Raw genomic sequence first — 15,303 nt, forward strand, 5'->3', positions numbered from 1 at the left:
GGTCGGTTCTTAGTTGAAGACCGTGATAGTACTGCCGGGGTCAGGGTTGTCGGACAGACGCTGGATGTAGCCGTCGCCGCTTTCTTCCGAGATGTAGTCCAAGTACAAGCGCACGCGGACTATCTCGGCATAGGGATCGAACCCCGATTTCAGCAGCCAACCCTCAACATATAGGTTGGGCCGCCGCCAGCATCCCAGCGGATAGTCGTCTGTGGTGAACCGATGCGGCTCATAGACCACCCGGATCGAACTGGCGACAACATTGAAGGCGAGATCTTCATGCACGACGATCCTTACGGATACCGGTTCGTCGTACAGACTGCCGACCAGCGCTGCACTCAGTCTTTTCGGAAGGTCTGCCTCCGGACGGAATGGGTACACCGTCTCACTGGCGTCGAATCCGAACTCTTTCAATTTGACCTGCTGTGGATCTTCGGAGACTGACTCGTCAACCATAACGCTACCTCTATGCATCGATTTTCGGGTGGGGCGCGCCACCGCTCAAAGCAAAGCGGAAGGGCGCCAGACCCGAATGCGCAAAGAGGTGCGCATATCATATGCTAAGTGGCACCAAATATCAATTAACCAAGTTTTATGCCGAATGTCAATAGATTCAGTCTCGGTTAGTGCGATGGCAGCATCCGAATCATGAGTTTGTTCGCCAGGGTTTCTGTTGCGATGCCGAAATTTGAGATGTCCGTGCGGAGGAATACCGCGAATTTGGGCCAGAGTTCGCCGCGCCAGACGATCGTTAGGGATGTCTCCTCGTTGGCGTGAATTTCGATGGGTCTGGCGAGCTTCGTGAGATTCCAAATATCTTCTTCGGCTGAAACGAAGTCGACATTCAGTGTGCGCGGCGGTGTGGATCCCTGGTAGAGGTGGACCTGTACTGGCCGCATTTCGATGTAGTGTTGACATTTCGTTTCGATGCCGACGACGAACCGGTCCGGGCCCACCTGGTACACCGTCAGGTCGAGGAATGGCACCGTATTGACGGTCCAACTGGTGGCGATCAAGGCGGCCAACTGCTGAATTCCCTTGTCGCTGTATCGCCGGACGTGGCGCTGCTCGTAGCCGTGAGCGTCGCCGAATTCATCGAGCCGACCGAGGTGGGTGAGTTTGTCGCTGGTCAGTCCGAGCGAACTGGTTGCTGCCTCCAGGCCGGTGTCGCTGTCGGCATTCAAGATCAGGTGCTTGAGCGTGTTGTAGGCGACCTGCGGATCGCCGGCGCCCAGCAGGCCGCGGATGACCGGGCTCCGGGCGACGGTCGCGGGTGTCAGCCCCTCACTGGATTTGCGGATGGCGAGCAGCTCGGCCTTGACCTGTTGTTCAAGGTCCATCCTCACCACCGATCCCGTCGTGTTCTTCGGCTGCGTCACTGTTAAGTCGGCCCAGTTCGGCAGCGAGTTCGGCGAGGCTGTCGATGTCGTCACCGTCGCGGTACAGCGCTAGACCGGTCGCGCCGCGGGTCAGGCTGGTCATTTCGATCACGTCGTCGGGGAAGTTGATCGTCCGGGACACGATCACGGGTTGCATCTCACCGAGCCAGATCAGTTGGAGGTGGACGGGGAAGCCGACGTCAACCTCGACAGCATGCTCGGGTTGATACTTGTGCTCGCCCACCGTCTCCATGTCTTCGCGCGAAAATATCTGGATGGCATGCGCTTCCGCACCGACAACGATCAACACCGGATCGTTCATCACGTAGCCGTGCATGTGGTAGATCGTCGGCAGCACGATCAGCGTGGTTCCCTGCCGCCGCAAGACATCGAGATGCAGAGTGGGCGGCTCGACGCCGGACGCCTGAACGATAAGGCTGGCGAGGATGCGCTGCCCTGATGACGACCATCGCCGAACGCTTCGGCTGGACGGCTCCTTTTGGCCCTTCGGCGAATGAGCATGTTGTTCAAGGGCATAGGCATTCAGTCGGTCCTCGGTGTTTCCCTTGTAGCCGAAGCCACCGAGGTGGGCGAAGGCTGCCCCGACGTCACGGTTGACATTGCGTTTTCGGATGCCGTCGATCACGAGGTATGCCTGTTCAGGATCCCCGTGGGCCAAGAGGGCCGTGATCGTCGGGGCGTGCGCCAGGGTCTCGGGGGTGATCCCGTCGTCCTGGTCAATGAAGCTGTCGAGCTCCTCGGCTACATGCTCCAGAATGCTCATTATGTCTCCTGGCAGAGTCCAAATATGCTGTTCGAGGCGAGATTCGGGCCCTGGCACAGCCGCCCCACGCACGATGTCAATTTCGTGTCACGACTGCCAGGGGTGTGCTGGCCCATCGTAGAAATCGTTCATTTACTTCGATCGCTACACGTGAGGGGACCGATCCCGTGACCGACGCCAACCACTCCGCCGACCCAGACCGTACCCTCGATAGCCCGATCGGTGCGCACCTGCTGAGCATCAGCCTGGACGTCGTCAACGAACTCGTCGCGGAGCTGCTGGAGACCGCCGAGCAGCACCGGACTGTCGCGCCGCAACGCGCCGCGCAGATGGCAGTCCTGGCGATCGTGCTCATGGAGCAGACCAACATCTGGCTCCGGCAGGTGGCCCGCGCATGATCGTGCGCACCCAGAACACCCCGCAGTGCCCGGCCTGCGGGGTGTTCCTCTCTCGCGACACCGGGCACACCACGCAGATTGACTGGTGGCTCGACCCGGCCAGCATCCTGCCGCCGAGCATCGACCATGCGTCCTTCGGCCTGGAGCCCGAAGTATTCGAAGGGTTCCTCCGAGGCTTCCGCATCGACACCGAAGCCAAAGTCCGGACCCTTGTTCGGGCCTACGACCTCGTCCAGCACCACGTCGCGCCCTTGGTGGTGAAGGTGGCCATCGACATGATCCCGGACCTCGCGGCCGCGGTCGCCCAGGATCCCGAGACGAAGATCGTCGCGAACGGCCGCGACGGTCACGCGTTCGGCTTCGTCCTAGCGGTACTTATGCCGGAACTCTTCGCCCGCCACGGCATCAGCATGTATCTGCCGCGGCAGCTGGTCGACGTCGCCGTCCAAGACGCGGAAATCCATGAGGGTAAGAAGTTTTCGCAAATCGAGGTGTTCCGCAAGCGGCCGACGGTGCCTGTCGATCCCACCGGCACACTGCGGCAGCTCACCGCCTACTTCGCCCAGTACGGCCTCGACGTTGAGGCTGGCGGTCAGGATATCCACCTGATCGACATCTGCTTCCGGGGAAGCATCCAGGAGAAGCTGGCCGCCTTGTACCCGAAAACAGCATTCCGAGGGCACCTCGCGTTCTACGAAGCCGTACCTGAGGACCCGCATCCAGGCACGAAGAAGGGCTACGCGCTTCATCTGGATGTCTCCAGCAACCACGAGCGAGGGCCAGTCAAGGGCCCGCTGCCCGAGGACCTCGAACTGACCTTCCTTCACCAAGATGCCTACGTCGCGATCGAGAGCCTCATCTCCGGAAGCAAGAGCAGCCCAACCAGCTTCGGCGCGAACGGCCGTCCCGACGCCCGGCGCCACCGGCACGACTACCGCCCCCTCGGCGGCATCAATCCGGCACTCGTCGCCCCTGAGTACGCCGATCCGCTGGTCCGCGAAGCGGTCTTGGCCATCAGCGTGATGGCGATCATCCACCACGCTCGTGAATTGGCACCAGTCGTCACTGCCGCCGGTGCGAGATGGTTCGACACCGCGCATGACACGCCGTGGTACGCCCAACTTGCCCACCAGAGCGATGCGCTACGCGACCAGATTCGGGCGTGGATCAACCGGTCCCAGGATGCCGATCCCGAATTCGCCCGGCTGCTTGACGCTTTTGCTCTCCGCACCAACAAGTACGTGATCGAGAACATCGACGAACGTCTGCGCGAGGCCGACCTGACCGACGCGGACCGCCACGAGATCTGGCGGGAGATCACCAAGCTGTACCGTTCGTGAGCCCGCAACGCATCATCTGGCCAGTACGACGATCGCCACGGTGCCGCCCAACAGCGCAATGCCCAGGTGGGCGGCTACCCACAAGTGGTGCAGCCGAATCCCCGACAGCACTTTATATTTACGCCTGTGCTGGTTTTCGTTCTCCGACCACAATTGTTCGATTCGTAGCTCCGGATACAGCTCGTCCAGGCGGCGGTGGAAGTGGTTAGCGCCATACACGTGCAGCTTGAACCGCTCGTAATACTTGGCAGAGATCAGGGCGCCGAATACGCCGAGTAGACCGACCGCCGACGCGACGGCAGCCGAAGTGATCCGGGAATCGGACTGCAGCGCAACATAAGCCATTCCACCGACTGCACCAATCACGACAACCAGCGTCATGACCGCCCGGTGATTCTCGGACTGCCGGGCCTGCGCATGCTGCTCTTGCCACAGTCGCAGCAGAACTTCAGCCCCGCCTTCACCCCGGTCGGGTGTTCGGCGCTTCGGGACATTTTCGACTGACGTTTGAACCGGTTGGTTACCTGTGTGCTGAGTAGTGCTGGCACTGGGGCCGTTGGTGGTTCGCCTGCCGGACTGGGATAGCTGATCTTGTACCCGCTCCCACTTGGCTAGCCATGTACCGATGTCCCCGCCGCACGCTTTCACGAACGCTTCGGTGGTCTCCCATGTCGGCACGTGATCGCCACCAGCGGCCTCGGAAAGCGCCGTGCGCGACCGACCAGTCAGTCGAGCCATCTGAAGGTACTTAGGACTTCCCGCCTGAGCGCGCAACCGACGCAAGTCAGCGGCGAAAGCTTGGATCGGGCCCGCTGACGGGTCGAGCGGACGCTCCTTACGCGCCATAGCAACTGTCCTTCGAGCTACGCGGTCCACGCGGGCCGCGGCCATCTGCTTCACGAGTGTCGGTGGAGTTCCTGCAGCGCAGCTGGCCCCCGCCTTGTCGTCCCGCATCAGAGCGACCTATTTGGGCCGCATCCCCGCACTCGGGTTGACCGAGCTCATGGTGGCACAACAGCAGCCCGTTCGCCGGAAAACAACAGCAGTGCGTGGAACCTGCGGCGACGACGCCCGCCCACACAAAGGACCACCGCGCCGTACCACTCACCATCGTTGAGCAGGCACGACGGTCTATGAAGCGCGGCGCTTCCCATGTGCACAGTGATCAGCACAAATGTGTCCGAGCGACCTACATTATCCGTCGCTCTCGGTGATTAGACCGTCGGCGGTAATTCATGATCCGAATGAGGTCTACAACGGTTCAGCACCTTGAATATGTGGCCGCGCCCCAGCGGCGACTCCCATTCAAGAGTGGCTATCAGCAGGACGGCACAGGCGGCAAGAACGTGAATGAACCAGTACGTCAAAACTTGACAAGCTCTATAGGGGCAGTGTGGCCCCCCGCATTTGCCACGCACAATAGACTTCGAGGGTTCTACCCGCGCGTCGTCGACACGGCCGACGCGATGATTCAGTTCATTGAAGATTTCGAAGACTATCGAGCCAAGGCGGCGTATTCTTCAATTGATAGGCTTACGATCAGATATGCGGGCAGCATAGAATTACTCTACATGCTCGAAGATGCAGGTATTGAAGTAGAAGGAGTTATTCCGCTCGCGTGTGAGCATCCACACTATATCGTCTACACCTGCTGGCATTCCTCATTCAGATCCATTGGAGCTGACGACCTACTTCAGCATCGAATTATCCTGAAGCGCACCCGCAAAGAGCGAGCGCGAAAGAACCGAATTGCTACCGATTCGCAAGCGCTGGGGCTGACGATCCATGTACTATCCAGAGGTACGGAACTGTCGCGGAGAGAGCATGCGGTTGCGCGATTCGTGGAGGTTTACCGTACTTTCGGGTTGGACCAACACGGTGTTCGAGATCTTGTACTAAGTGCCGACAATACGATTGCATATCTCGCCGACAGTTCCGACGCAGTCGTTTGCACTGTCCTTGCCGAGCGGGCAAAGATTCTCATTGAAGGTCACGATGCTCTGGTCCTGTTTGAAATCACCGAAGGCACTACCCGCGTTGACTTCCAAGGGCGCGGACTATACCGAGGGCTATCCGCGTTACTTGTAGATCACGTCTGGGAAGAAGCAACTGAACCAATCCATGCTATTTATGGCGAAAGCAACCTTTCATCACCTGGTGTCATATATGCTGCCCGGCAGAATGGTAGACGGTTCGTACACGACGAAGGTCATCTGTATGGTGCTATTCATTCACGAAATCTTAGGTTTGGTATCTTGTCTCAGAACTACAAGGTCAACGACGGTAGAGAGAAGAGGGCCTACAATGACTTCGCCCTATCGTACGTTGACCTTGCCGAGCGACGGCTCTAAAGTTCGAAGTAACGTTCGAACAGGTCTCGGTAGACCGCTGATACGTCATTCAGCGAATTCTGTGATACCCATTCGTTCGGGGAGTGAATATTTCCGCCTTCCGGCCCTAACACCAGGGAAGGTAAACCAAGCGCGTTCGCAAATACGTTTTCATCGCCAACGGACCTGCCGTAGTTGATAAACGGTCCGTCTTCGGGTTGCAGCGTGTTGACAACTGCGCCTCGCGCTGCAGCTACGAGGGGGTCATCGATAGCGATCTCGTATGGCTCAGAGTACCTATTCTGACGCGGAACGAGCTCCGCGACAGCGCTGGCGTACGACCTTGCAGATTCAGGCATCTCCATCGAAGCCAGGACACGCGCACATAGATCGTTGTATTCCTTCAGGCAGTCATCAATGGTCTCGGGGATAACCAGCAATCGCTCGACTTCAAGCTCGCAGTACTCAGGGATCGACAGACCAGCCGAGGAGCCATTGAAGCTGGCGACATACTGGCTGCCCTCTTTCAAACGTGGGTGGAATGCCTGCTTTGCTCCATCAATTTCGCGGGCGATGCGAGCACCTATGTCGATCGCATTGACACCGCGATCAATATGTCCACCGTGAGACGAGAATCCATGAATGATGAATCGGAATCGAGCGCGGCCACGGCGACCGAGTGTTAATACATCTGCGCCCCCGATCTTATCCGCCGACGCCCCTGGTTCGACAGAGAGGATGTGTTCGACACCTTTCATCCAATTTCGCCGATCGCGCACTACTTGCCAAGCTCCCAGCGATTCATTCTCTTCATCTACCGCGAACAGCAGCTTGATCGGAACATCAGCCGGAAGCTGCTGCAATGCAAAAAGCAGGCTCGCGATGCCGCCTTTCATGTCACAGGCACCCAAACCATACAGTCTGTCTCCGACCCGCGTGAGACGAAGAGGATCGGTCTTCCACCCACTATAGATGGGGACAGTGTCCACGTGTCCGTAGCACAATAGAGTCGCGGTGCCCGTTCCGCGTTCGGCTAGTACATTGAATCGGTCAGACTCGACTATCTGCTTTCGCACGACGAACCCCTCGCCAGTCAGATACTTGACCAGCCACTCACCGATTGTCCGCTCACGGCCAAAGGTCGAGTCGTGCGCTACCAGCGCTTCGAGTAGTTCTGTCAGATTCATCATGAGCTAGCGAATGTCTCCAATGTCGCCGGTCGTCCAGATTCCGATCCCGTTAGGATAGTAGATTCCCTGGATAATGTTGGGACCCTTGAACGTGTCTTTCCTGCGGTCGATCAGGTTGCTTCGATAGGTACCGACTGCATCCCTGGGCCATGCGCTATCATCCGCCAGAACAGCTCCACCGATGTTCTCACATCGATGTTCGTCGAGAAAAGCGACAATGGCTGCCAGCTCATCCGGTTCCAGCGTGGGCAGTTTGTCTTGCCGATATAAGTCGTCGATTTCCTGGTAGGATTCAATCTTTTTCCGAGCGTCGGAGTTCATTGCCGCCCCTTCCGGAATTAAAGTAGTATTGGTCGGATATTACTTTATATACGACGTCGCCGTCAAGCGATTTTCGTTCATCCAGGCGATTTGCCTCAGTAGATATCGATATCTAAGCCGACTTACCTGCGGGCATTAGAGGAATTCATAGATACTCCGCCGTAAGTTCAACTTCACCGTCGAGGTCGGTCATGCGGAGCCTGTGCAGCTGACCGAGCACGACGCCTACGCCTGGACCAGCCTGGTCGAGGAACCGCCTGTAACGGATGCCGTGAAGCAGGTTCTGGCGCGGTACCGGGAGAGCTGACCCGGCACAGTTAATCCGCTGTCCAGATAGGTACGACCGAAGGCTCCGCGACGCCAACAGCCCGCTCCCTACACGAAGCGGGCTGCGTTGTTGTGCAGTTCCGAGCTACTGGTCATCCACGTCGATCACTGGCCTCCGTCTCATCGTCATCGCCTCACCACCGGATCGGCCTCGCTGGCGGTGGCGGGCTCCCCGAGGCGACGTCGCCGCGGTCGCCGTTGTCGATCGCCTGCGGACTATCCCGCAGCCGCACGTTGCCCACCGCGTGCCGCCTCTGAAGTTCGGTCGTCTTCCACCAATAGCCGAGCCTGAAGCACAGCGCCCCGGTGAAGATGACTGATCCCGCCCAGGCTACGGCGACGAGGAGGGACGACATCGCTCAGAAGTCACCCTCGATCAGCAGCAGATAGGCCGCCTCCAGGTGCACGATGCACTCGTCGGGATGGTGGAATCGGTGGACATACCGCAGCTCGCGGGCACGTTCGAGCGTCAGCTCCATCAGGTGCACCTGACACATGAACTCCGCCAGCTTGCCGTCCGCCTGCACGAACGTCCGCTCCGGCATCGGTTCCGGCCTGCTCATGCCGAACCATCCTCGTCCGGCCATACCCGCCTCGGCGGAAACTCCGTCCCGCCCCTCTCCGGCCCCTGATCCTTGGGCAGCCGCGCGTCCCGTGCCGCGGCCACCAGCTCGTCGAACGCCTCAATGCACCAGGAGAGTTCAGCGGCGTCACGCTCATGGTGCTGCGGATCGTTTTGCCGGAGCGCATAGAGGACGTACTTCCATACCAGCCACGCCACCCACTGGCCGTAGGTCGATGGACTGAGTGGTGCATCCGCCTGGGATGCAATGTCTTTGAGGTGCCCGCCCGCCTCCCGGTCGATCAGCCAGATCAGTAGGTTGAGCTGCTCATCGACCGAGGCTTCGGCGTTACGGCCATGCTCATGAACATGACGCCACTCACCGACCAGTCCACGGGCACAGCGCAGCAGCACCGTGGTTGGTTCCTCGACCCGCGCGCACACCCGTAGGAACGAGCTGACATCCGGCAATGGCTGCTCCGGTGTGGCTTCTACGGGCGGCACGGTGAAGGCGAGCGGCTTGTCCGGGGTGGAGCTACAGAAGATGCTGTGCTCCGCGCTCGTTTCGGGCATGGTGGTGTGCCTTTCGGATTTAGGTACGCGAGGAGGCTCAGTCCCACAGGTCGGCGCATGGAAGCGGCGGCAGATCGGCCCGGACATCGTCATCGACGGTGACGACCAGCTCCGGGAACCCCTGGGCCAGTCGGTCAGCGACGTTCTGCGCTTGTTCGGCGCTAGCTTGGTAGTCCAGCGTGAGGGCGCCGGACTCGATGTGGATATGCCGGATGCGCCGAAGCGGGGTGATGGGCTGCATGGCGGATCACATGCCGGGCGGCAGGCGCCGACCGGGTTCGATCTCAGCAGCGAGCTGGTCGTAGCCTTTGCACAGTTCGACCAATTGGTGGGCTTCAGGCAGCTCGTCACAGTCGGGCTGTTTCGATCTGATTGCGACCCTTTCCCAAAGATCCGCCATCCGGGCCGCGATCTCGCCAATGCTCTCGGTGTGCACAGCGATGACCTCGTCAATGAGGCTGGTCTGCAGCAGTGGAAGCGGTGAGCTTCGCTGGTTCCGGCACTGCTTCAAACGATCGGTGACGACGTCATCAATGATGGCAATCAGGACTTCGATATCCGTCTGCGCCACTACCAGTTCGGACGCTGCAGGCCTCAGCTGTTCGGCCGAGGTTGTGTCACTACCGAGTACCTCGTACGCTAGCCGGTACTGCTTCTGGCAGGCCACGAGGTCGAACGCCGGATCGAGGATGTCGGCAGCTGTCAGGGGCGGCTTTCCATTGAATGCCGCCAGGAACATCTCGCTCGACGGCAGTGGCTCCAGAGGTACCCATTCCGGGATCGTGTCGTCCAGATCGCTGTCTCTATTGGGAGGCCCGTCCTCCGGGCTGCCACTGGGCAGTATGGTCACGGCAGATCACCGCGGCTTCGTCTGCGAGGGCACGACGCGGCCGGCCTCGATCAGCGTGTCGAAGGCGGCAGCCTTGCGCGGGCAGCGCTTCGCCCGGCAGGCCACGTGGTAGCGCATCACTGTGTGGGCTTGCTGGATGGTGAACGGCATGATCGGCGCCTGATGCGCCTCCTGTCCCGTCATAGCGATGAGTTGGTAGATGGCAAGCGAACTGGTGAGCATCGCAGAGTGCTTCTTTCCGATCCGGGGCGGCCAAACGGTCAGGCGGTACCCGGCACCGGGGGCGTTTCGCCACCGGCCTGCCACTCTGGCGGCCCGGTGCCGGGTACCGCTTTTAACCCTGGCGCACAAGCGGTTTCGAGCGGTACGGCGCTGTGGTGGGGTAGTGTGGGCGTAGCGTAGGTATTTGCCCAGTTCAGGCCCCAAAAACATAGGCAAAGGCGATGGTACGAGCGCGACAGTGGACCGGCTTCGAAGCCGCCGCACTCCAAGAAGCTATGCGCAAGTCGATTCGTGAGTTCGCTGCTCTGCTAGGAGTGGAGACGACCACGATCACGAACTGGCGCAGCGGTCTCAGCGCAGTCACGCCCCGCTCTGGCACCCAAGCCATCCTGGATACGACCTACCAGCAGCGGGCAACACCGGAGGACCGCACCCGCTTCGAGCAGATCGTGGCCGAGGGGGAGGCGGTGTGGCGGGAGCGGCACGATCGCGCTCGCCGTCCGGCCACCAGCCGCGCCGTTCATCCGTCCTATGATGAGGAGGCATGGCCCCCAGACCACCAGGTGGATGATGTGCGTCGCGCTGACTTTCTTCGCGGTCTGTTAGCTGTATCCGCCACGGCTGTCACCGACGATGTGGTCGCGGTGGCTACCCGCCCGATCGACCGCGCACCGGTCCGCGTGGGCATGGACCACGTCAACCGCGTCCGTGACTGGGCCTCCTTGTTCCGTGCAGCGGATGACGCGGGCCTGCACATCGGGGACGGCATGGTCGCGCAACTCCGGGTGGCAGTGGGCTATCTGCGGGCGGATATGTCGGAACCGGTGCGGCATGCCATGCATGCGGTGGTCGGGACGCTCTTCCGAGTTGTCGGTTGGGCGCAGTACGACCGCGGCAACCACGAGGCAGCCCGGACGAGTTTTCGCGCAGGATGGTACTGCGCCGAGGAAGCCGACGAGTGGTGGCTGCGCGCGGCAGTCCTGACATGCCTGGCTCGTCAAGACATCTACCTCGGGAATGCCGACGATGCGCTGACGCTGCTTGGGCTGGCATCGGTTCGATCCGACCGGCTGTCGCTGCTGCGCCGCGCCGACATCGCGGCGGTGCAGGCACGGGCATTCGGCAAGCTCGGTAACGCAGTCGAGTGTATGCGGGCTGTCGATCAGGCCGAGCAGTTCTTCGCCGAGGCGCAAGGGCAGGACCATCCGGATACCGACCACGAAGGCTTCAAGTCCTACTACGCCGAGTCGCTGCTTCGGGGCGACACGGCGCAGGGACTGTTCGACCTGGCGTACCACCAGAAGGCTGAAGTGCCAAGCACCGCTGCTAGGCTCCGGACCGCGCTGAATCTGTCCGATGAACACGCTCGGTCGCGTCACCTCAGCCTGATCCGGTTGGCCGCTCTTGAGTTGCGCCACGGGGATAGCGATGAAGGATTGGCGCTCGGATTTCAGGCGGTCGAAAGCGCCGGCGGCACTAGCTCGGCGCGCGTCCTCGATAGTCTGAAGCTGATGTACCAGGCGGCCAGCGCGCACCGCCTGACATCTTCCGTTGGAGCCCAGCAACTCCGGCGCGGGATCACCGATCTGCTCCACGCCTCGTAACCTCAGGAACCTACCGACAGGAGCTGTCGTGATCATCGCTTTCTCAGTCACGCCGATGGGGACGGGCGAAAGTGTCGGCGAAGGAGTTGCCGAGGCCGTGCGCGTGATTCGAGCGAGCGGACTGCCGAACGAAACCAACGCCCTGTTCACCACGATCGAGGGGGAATGGGACGAAGTCATGGCGGTGATCAAGCAGGCAATCGACGCGGTCATGGCTGTCGCACCTCGATGCAGCATCGTCCTCAAAGGTGACATCCGTCCGGGTGTCACCGATGCGATGACCGGCAAGGTGGCATCGGTCGAGCGGCACTTGGCGGCGAAGTCCGGATCTTCCGAGGCGCAATCGAACGGCCGCTAGCACGAGCTGTTCCGGTAGCACGGGACTAATGCGCTACGAACCACCAAATAAGCGCAGGTGAGCGCAGGGCCCCGGGCTTCTCATGCCTCTGACGGTTCAGATCGACTGCCATTCTATTGGTGTACTGGATGAACAGCTGCGATGGCAGCAGATGGTGCTCCTTTTGCCAGCTCGCGAGCCCTACGGGGGTGGACCAGCTCTTGGAGACCATTTCGTAGGTGTCGTAGAAGGTTTGGATCCACTGCGCGGGGAAGAATGACTCGTCAGACATAGGGCAATCAACAGACACCGAGTTCTTCCGGTCAGCGAATAGTGCCCATACGGGAGGCCGCACGTTGGTGGGCGAGGATCTGCCAGTTGCGATCTGTAACTCAAGCGATAACGTCTCCGATGCCGAGCCGAGGATATCAGACAGCGCGTGGAGGCATCTATCGGCCGTCGTTCGGTAGTTGAGTCTCGCTGCTTGCCAGACCGTCAAGTAGACGATGACAAGCCCAACCGCGACGGCAATGGCGATGCCTCGCTTGGTAAGTACGATGCCGTGAATGAAATCTCGACCGACTTGGAAGATGGTGGAGTGATCGCCACCTTCTGCATGCTGGTTATGGAAACTCATGGTGAACGATCGCCAATATTGCCCTCGAACTTCAAGTCATTACCTGCCATAAGCACATTTGCGCTATCGCCAGTCTTTACCGACTGATTCGTTTCTCTGTACTCGGGCGACGAGGAGGTCCTCAGGTTCTGCCAAGGGAAGGTCAGTAGCACGCCGAGTAGCAACAGGGCGCCAAGGCCCATCAGCACCCAACGCGGCCAGGATGTCAGGACGGGCGGAAGGCTAATCGCAATCGCGATCAGCGCCAAAATGGTTGTGCCAAGCCATGGCCAATACCTCTGCATGTCACGGGCTCCTTGCCGCGCTGCGGTCTCCCCAGTCGCCGCCATCGTCTCACAGGTTGGCAATGGACTCCACCGGAATGTGCAGTTGAGAGTCGCGTCGCTCATGAGCTGACCGCTGGTTCGCCCCGAGGCGTTCCGCTCAGGCACTTCCGTATCCGCCTCGGCTCTGCTCACCACAGTCTCGTCGGCTGCGGCCCGCTGTCGAATTCGTTATCCACGGTGTACAGACATTCTCCCGCCCCTGGCCTTGCGGTGCCCTAGGTGTGCTTCCGCGATCACCGACTGTGTTCCTCTCGGTATGCAGCAACGAGTGTGCTTGCGATACGTCCCCGTTCGGACACCCGATACCCCCGGCTGCGGGCCCATGCGCGGATGGCTTTGCTTTGTGGACCCCTGATGTCCTGCTGTCCGTCACGGTTGGCCGCCTGTGTTGATCGGCCTACTTCGCGGGCATGCGTTGTCCACTGCCCGAACGCGTTTCGTAGCTGCTCGGCTTGGACCGTGGTCACCGCGATCTCGTAGCCGACCCCGTCGAGAGAAAACCGGACAGTTTCCATGATCGGCGATTGGTTGTCTTTGTTGCCTGCAAGCGCTCTGGCCCAAGGCGCACGCGCGAGAGCCTCTTGTCGAAGACGGACGGGTTCGTACTGCGCTTGCGCGGTCCATGCACCTGGCGGTGCCGTCAGGAACCCCGATCGCAAGGTTGCCTCATCTGGTGACGTGGCCGTACCGGCAACCGCGGTCGGTCGTCCATAACTACCGTCACGGCTCCGCCCCGGATCGTCTCCCGTCCTCGCTGATACGGCGTGCGGTCGCGGAGCATCGCCCACAACACGTTGATCCGACGGCGCGCGAGGGCGAGCACCGCCTGAACGTGAGTCTTGCCTTCGGAACGTTTGCGCTGGTAGAACGCCTCTGATGCTGGATCGCGCATGCGGGCCGCCTGCGCTGACAGATAGCATGCGCGCAGCAGGCGGCGGTTGTAGTAGCGGGGACGCCGATGATTGCCACGGACCTGACCCGAGTCCCGTGGCACGGGTGCCAGGCCACAGAATCCGGCCAGCTTGTCCGCGCTCGGGAAAGCTGTGATGTCACCAATCGCGGTGAGGAAGTCGGCGGTCAATGAAACACCGAAGCCTGGCATGCTCAGGATGATCGCGGCGTCACGATGACGGCGCACTCTGGCTTCGATCTGCGCGTCGATGTGGGCGATGTCGACGTCACGGTTGAGGCTGGCCTGTGCGAGTCTCGACACAAGGGCGCCGATCAATGTCTCGCCGGTCAGTCTGATCTGTTGCGCCTCGGCGGCCTCGACGGCAGTCGAGGCGATGGTGGCTGCCTTTCTGACCTTGAGGCTCTTCAACCAGGCTGTCAGTTCATCGACGCCGGCCTCCCGTATCGCCTGTGGGGTCTGAAATTTCGTCAGCAGGATGCAGGCGCCTTTGCTGCGGGCGAAATCGAGGGCAGCTTCCAGCGCGGGAAAGCACTCCAGCAGAAGATTGCGCATCCGGCTAAAGTCCCGGACGCGATCCTCGCACAAGCTGGCGCGCTCGGCAGTCAACGACCGCAATTCAGCAGTGACCTCGTCGACGGGGCGGATCGCCCGCAGCCCGCGCCGCATCCGCACCTCCTGCGCGATGACTGCCGCGTCCTTGGCATCGGTCTTCCGCTCGCCCGAATGGGACTTGGCCGCGTGATAAAATACATGCCCCGGGACGAAGAAGACCCGCTGGCTTCGGTGCATCAGCGAGGCAATTAGCAGGGCAGCGCACCCTCGGCTGAGGTCGGTCGCCAAGGTGACCTCAGCGCGATCAGCGAGGGCTTGCACCGAGGTGATCAGTGAGTCCAAAGCTGCTTGGTCATTGGGCACTCGCTGCGACAATAGTTCGGCGCCTTCATGGTCGACGACGACGCAGTGGTGTGCTGCCTTTCCGACGTCGACCCCTGCCCAGATCTTCTGTTGCATAGTCATATCCGTTTGACAGTCCTTCATCAAGTCCTGAACGACTCGCCAGCACCCTCGAAAAAGCGCTCGAAGCGCAAACATAGATCAGCGGTCGAGCCGTGTCTTTCAGTCGGGCGTCGCGTCGGCCTTCTTGCATAAGCCTTCAGACAGGAGCGGAGGTGTGCCAGCCATGGACGACGTCCGAAGGTGTATTCGGAGC

20 protein-coding genes are annotated in these 15,303 nt (G+C 60.7%); 5 read left to right on the top strand and 15 right to left on the bottom strand.

Annotated elements, in window-relative coordinates; translation table 11 throughout:
- Positions 1–9: 9 nt before the first annotated feature.
- The 3 genes from NG1_RS07980 to NG1_RS07990 all read right to left on the bottom strand — a co-directional run bounded on the left by NG1_RS07980 (position 10) and on the right by NG1_RS07990 (position 2,163).
- Positions 10–456 (bottom strand): hypothetical protein, encoded by a 447-nt coding sequence (locus NG1_RS07980; RefSeq protein ID WP_062969407.1) that lies wholly within the window; start codon positions 454–456, stop codon positions 10–12.
- Between the two features lie 167 nt (positions 457–623).
- Positions 624–1,340, bottom strand: a complete 717-nt coding sequence (locus NG1_RS07985; protein WP_062969408.1) for a hypothetical protein — start codon at positions 1,338–1,340, stop codon at positions 624–626.
- Complete coding sequence (locus NG1_RS07990) at positions 1,330–2,163, bottom strand: hypothetical protein (RefSeq protein WP_062969409.1); 834 nt, start codon at positions 2,161–2,163, stop codon at positions 1,330–1,332. Before NG1_RS07990 ends, NG1_RS07985 begins: the two co-directional genes overlap by 11 nt.
- A 167-nt stretch (positions 2,164–2,330) precedes the next feature.
- On the opposite strand from NG1_RS07990, the gene NG1_RS07995 reads away from it, so the two are divergent.
- Positions 2,331–2,561 carry a hypothetical protein gene (locus tag NG1_RS07995; protein ID WP_062969410.1) on the top strand — a complete coding sequence of 77 codons (231 nt, stop codon included), beginning with the start codon at positions 2,331–2,333 and terminating at the stop codon, positions 2,559–2,561.
- Positions 2,558–3,901, top strand: a complete 1,344-nt coding sequence (locus NG1_RS08000) for a hypothetical protein (RefSeq protein ID WP_062969411.1) — start codon at positions 2,558–2,560, stop codon at positions 3,899–3,901. Before NG1_RS07995 ends, NG1_RS08000 begins: the two co-directional genes overlap by 4 nt.
- Positions 3,902–3,913: 12 nt before the next feature.
- Here NG1_RS08000 and NG1_RS36455 read toward each other — a convergent pair whose 3' ends face one another.
- A complete protein-coding gene (locus tag NG1_RS36455) occupies positions 3,914–4,855 on the bottom strand; it encodes a helix-turn-helix domain-containing protein (protein WP_369691006.1) in 942 nt (313 codons plus the stop codon).
- 323 nt (positions 4,856–5,178) lie between these two features.
- On the opposite strand from NG1_RS36455, the gene NG1_RS36460 reads away from it, so the two are divergent.
- Positions 5,179–6,252 (top strand): hypothetical protein, encoded by a 1,074-nt coding sequence (locus NG1_RS36460; protein ID WP_157113913.1) that lies wholly within the window; start codon positions 5,179–5,181, stop codon positions 6,250–6,252.
- Here the strand turns inward: NG1_RS36460 and NG1_RS35260 are convergent.
- From NG1_RS35260 to NG1_RS08045, 7 genes are all read right to left on the bottom strand, one after another.
- Positions 6,249–7,421 (bottom strand): M20 family metallopeptidase, encoded by a 1,173-nt coding sequence (locus NG1_RS35260; protein ID WP_084498773.1) that lies wholly within the window; start codon positions 7,419–7,421, stop codon positions 6,249–6,251. The two genes, NG1_RS36460 and NG1_RS35260, sit on opposite strands and share 4 nt — an antisense overlap.
- A 3-nt stretch (positions 7,422–7,424) precedes the next feature.
- Positions 7,425–7,742: a hypothetical protein gene (locus NG1_RS08015; protein ID WP_062969414.1), complete on the bottom strand. Its 318-nt coding sequence runs from the start codon at positions 7,740–7,742 to the stop codon at positions 7,425–7,427.
- A 686-nt stretch (positions 7,743–8,428) separates the two neighbouring features.
- Entirely contained in the window at positions 8,429–8,632 is a 204-nt protein-coding gene (locus tag NG1_RS08025) for a hypothetical protein (RefSeq protein ID WP_062969416.1), read from the bottom strand.
- Entirely contained in the window at positions 8,629–9,204 is a 576-nt protein-coding gene (locus NG1_RS08030; protein ID WP_062969417.1) for a hypothetical protein, read from the bottom strand. Before NG1_RS08030 ends, NG1_RS08025 begins: the two co-directional genes overlap by 4 nt.
- A 37-nt stretch (positions 9,205–9,241) precedes the next feature.
- On the bottom strand, positions 9,242–9,445 hold the full coding sequence (locus tag NG1_RS08035) for a hypothetical protein (RefSeq protein ID WP_062969418.1): 204 nt from the start codon (positions 9,443–9,445) through the stop codon (positions 9,242–9,244).
- 6 nt (positions 9,446–9,451) lie between these two features.
- A complete protein-coding gene (locus NG1_RS08040; RefSeq protein WP_062969419.1) occupies positions 9,452–10,054 on the bottom strand; it encodes a hypothetical protein in 603 nt (200 codons plus the stop codon).
- A 6-nt stretch (positions 10,055–10,060) separates the two neighbouring features.
- Positions 10,061–10,276, bottom strand: a complete 216-nt coding sequence (locus tag NG1_RS08045) for a hypothetical protein (protein ID WP_062969420.1) — start codon at positions 10,274–10,276, stop codon at positions 10,061–10,063.
- Positions 10,277–10,497: 221 nt separating this feature from the next.
- On the opposite strand from NG1_RS08045, the gene NG1_RS08050 reads away from it, so the two are divergent.
- Positions 10,498–11,880: an NsdA family TPR-like regulatory protein gene (locus NG1_RS08050; RefSeq protein ID WP_501193573.1), complete on the top strand. Its 1,383-nt coding sequence runs from the start codon at positions 10,498–10,500 to the stop codon at positions 11,878–11,880.
- 28 nt (positions 11,881–11,908) lie between these two features.
- Entirely contained in the window at positions 11,909–12,238 is a 330-nt protein-coding gene (locus NG1_RS08055; RefSeq protein WP_062969422.1) for an MTH1187 family thiamine-binding protein, read from the top strand.
- Between the two features lie 25 nt (positions 12,239–12,263).
- Here NG1_RS08055 and NG1_RS08060 read toward each other — a convergent pair whose 3' ends face one another.
- The 4 genes from NG1_RS08060 to NG1_RS08065 all read right to left on the bottom strand — a co-directional run bounded on the left by NG1_RS08060 (position 12,264) and on the right by NG1_RS08065 (position 15,104).
- A complete protein-coding gene (locus NG1_RS08060) occupies positions 12,264–12,854 on the bottom strand; it encodes a hypothetical protein (RefSeq protein ID WP_062969423.1) in 591 nt (196 codons plus the stop codon).
- Positions 12,851–13,138: a hypothetical protein gene (locus NG1_RS36465; RefSeq protein WP_157113914.1), complete on the bottom strand. Its 288-nt coding sequence runs from the start codon at positions 13,136–13,138 to the stop codon at positions 12,851–12,853. The genes NG1_RS08060 and NG1_RS36465 overlap by 4 nt, the downstream gene beginning before the upstream one ends.
- Positions 13,139–13,413: 275 nt before the next feature.
- Positions 13,414–13,839: a histone-like nucleoid-structuring protein Lsr2 gene (locus NG1_RS35270; RefSeq protein ID WP_439956399.1), complete on the bottom strand. Its 426-nt coding sequence runs from the start codon at positions 13,837–13,839 to the stop codon at positions 13,414–13,416.
- Positions 13,821–15,104, bottom strand: a complete 1,284-nt coding sequence (locus NG1_RS08065; protein ID WP_245659827.1) for an IS110 family RNA-guided transposase — start codon at positions 15,102–15,104, stop codon at positions 13,821–13,823. Before NG1_RS08065 ends, NG1_RS35270 begins: the two co-directional genes overlap by 19 nt.
- Positions 15,105–15,303 lie beyond the last annotated feature (199 nt).

Source organism: Nocardia gamkensis NBRC 108242 (genome assembly GCF_001612985.1).
Classification (GTDB): domain Bacteria; phylum Actinomycetota; class Actinomycetes; order Mycobacteriales; family Mycobacteriaceae; genus Nocardia; species Nocardia gamkensis.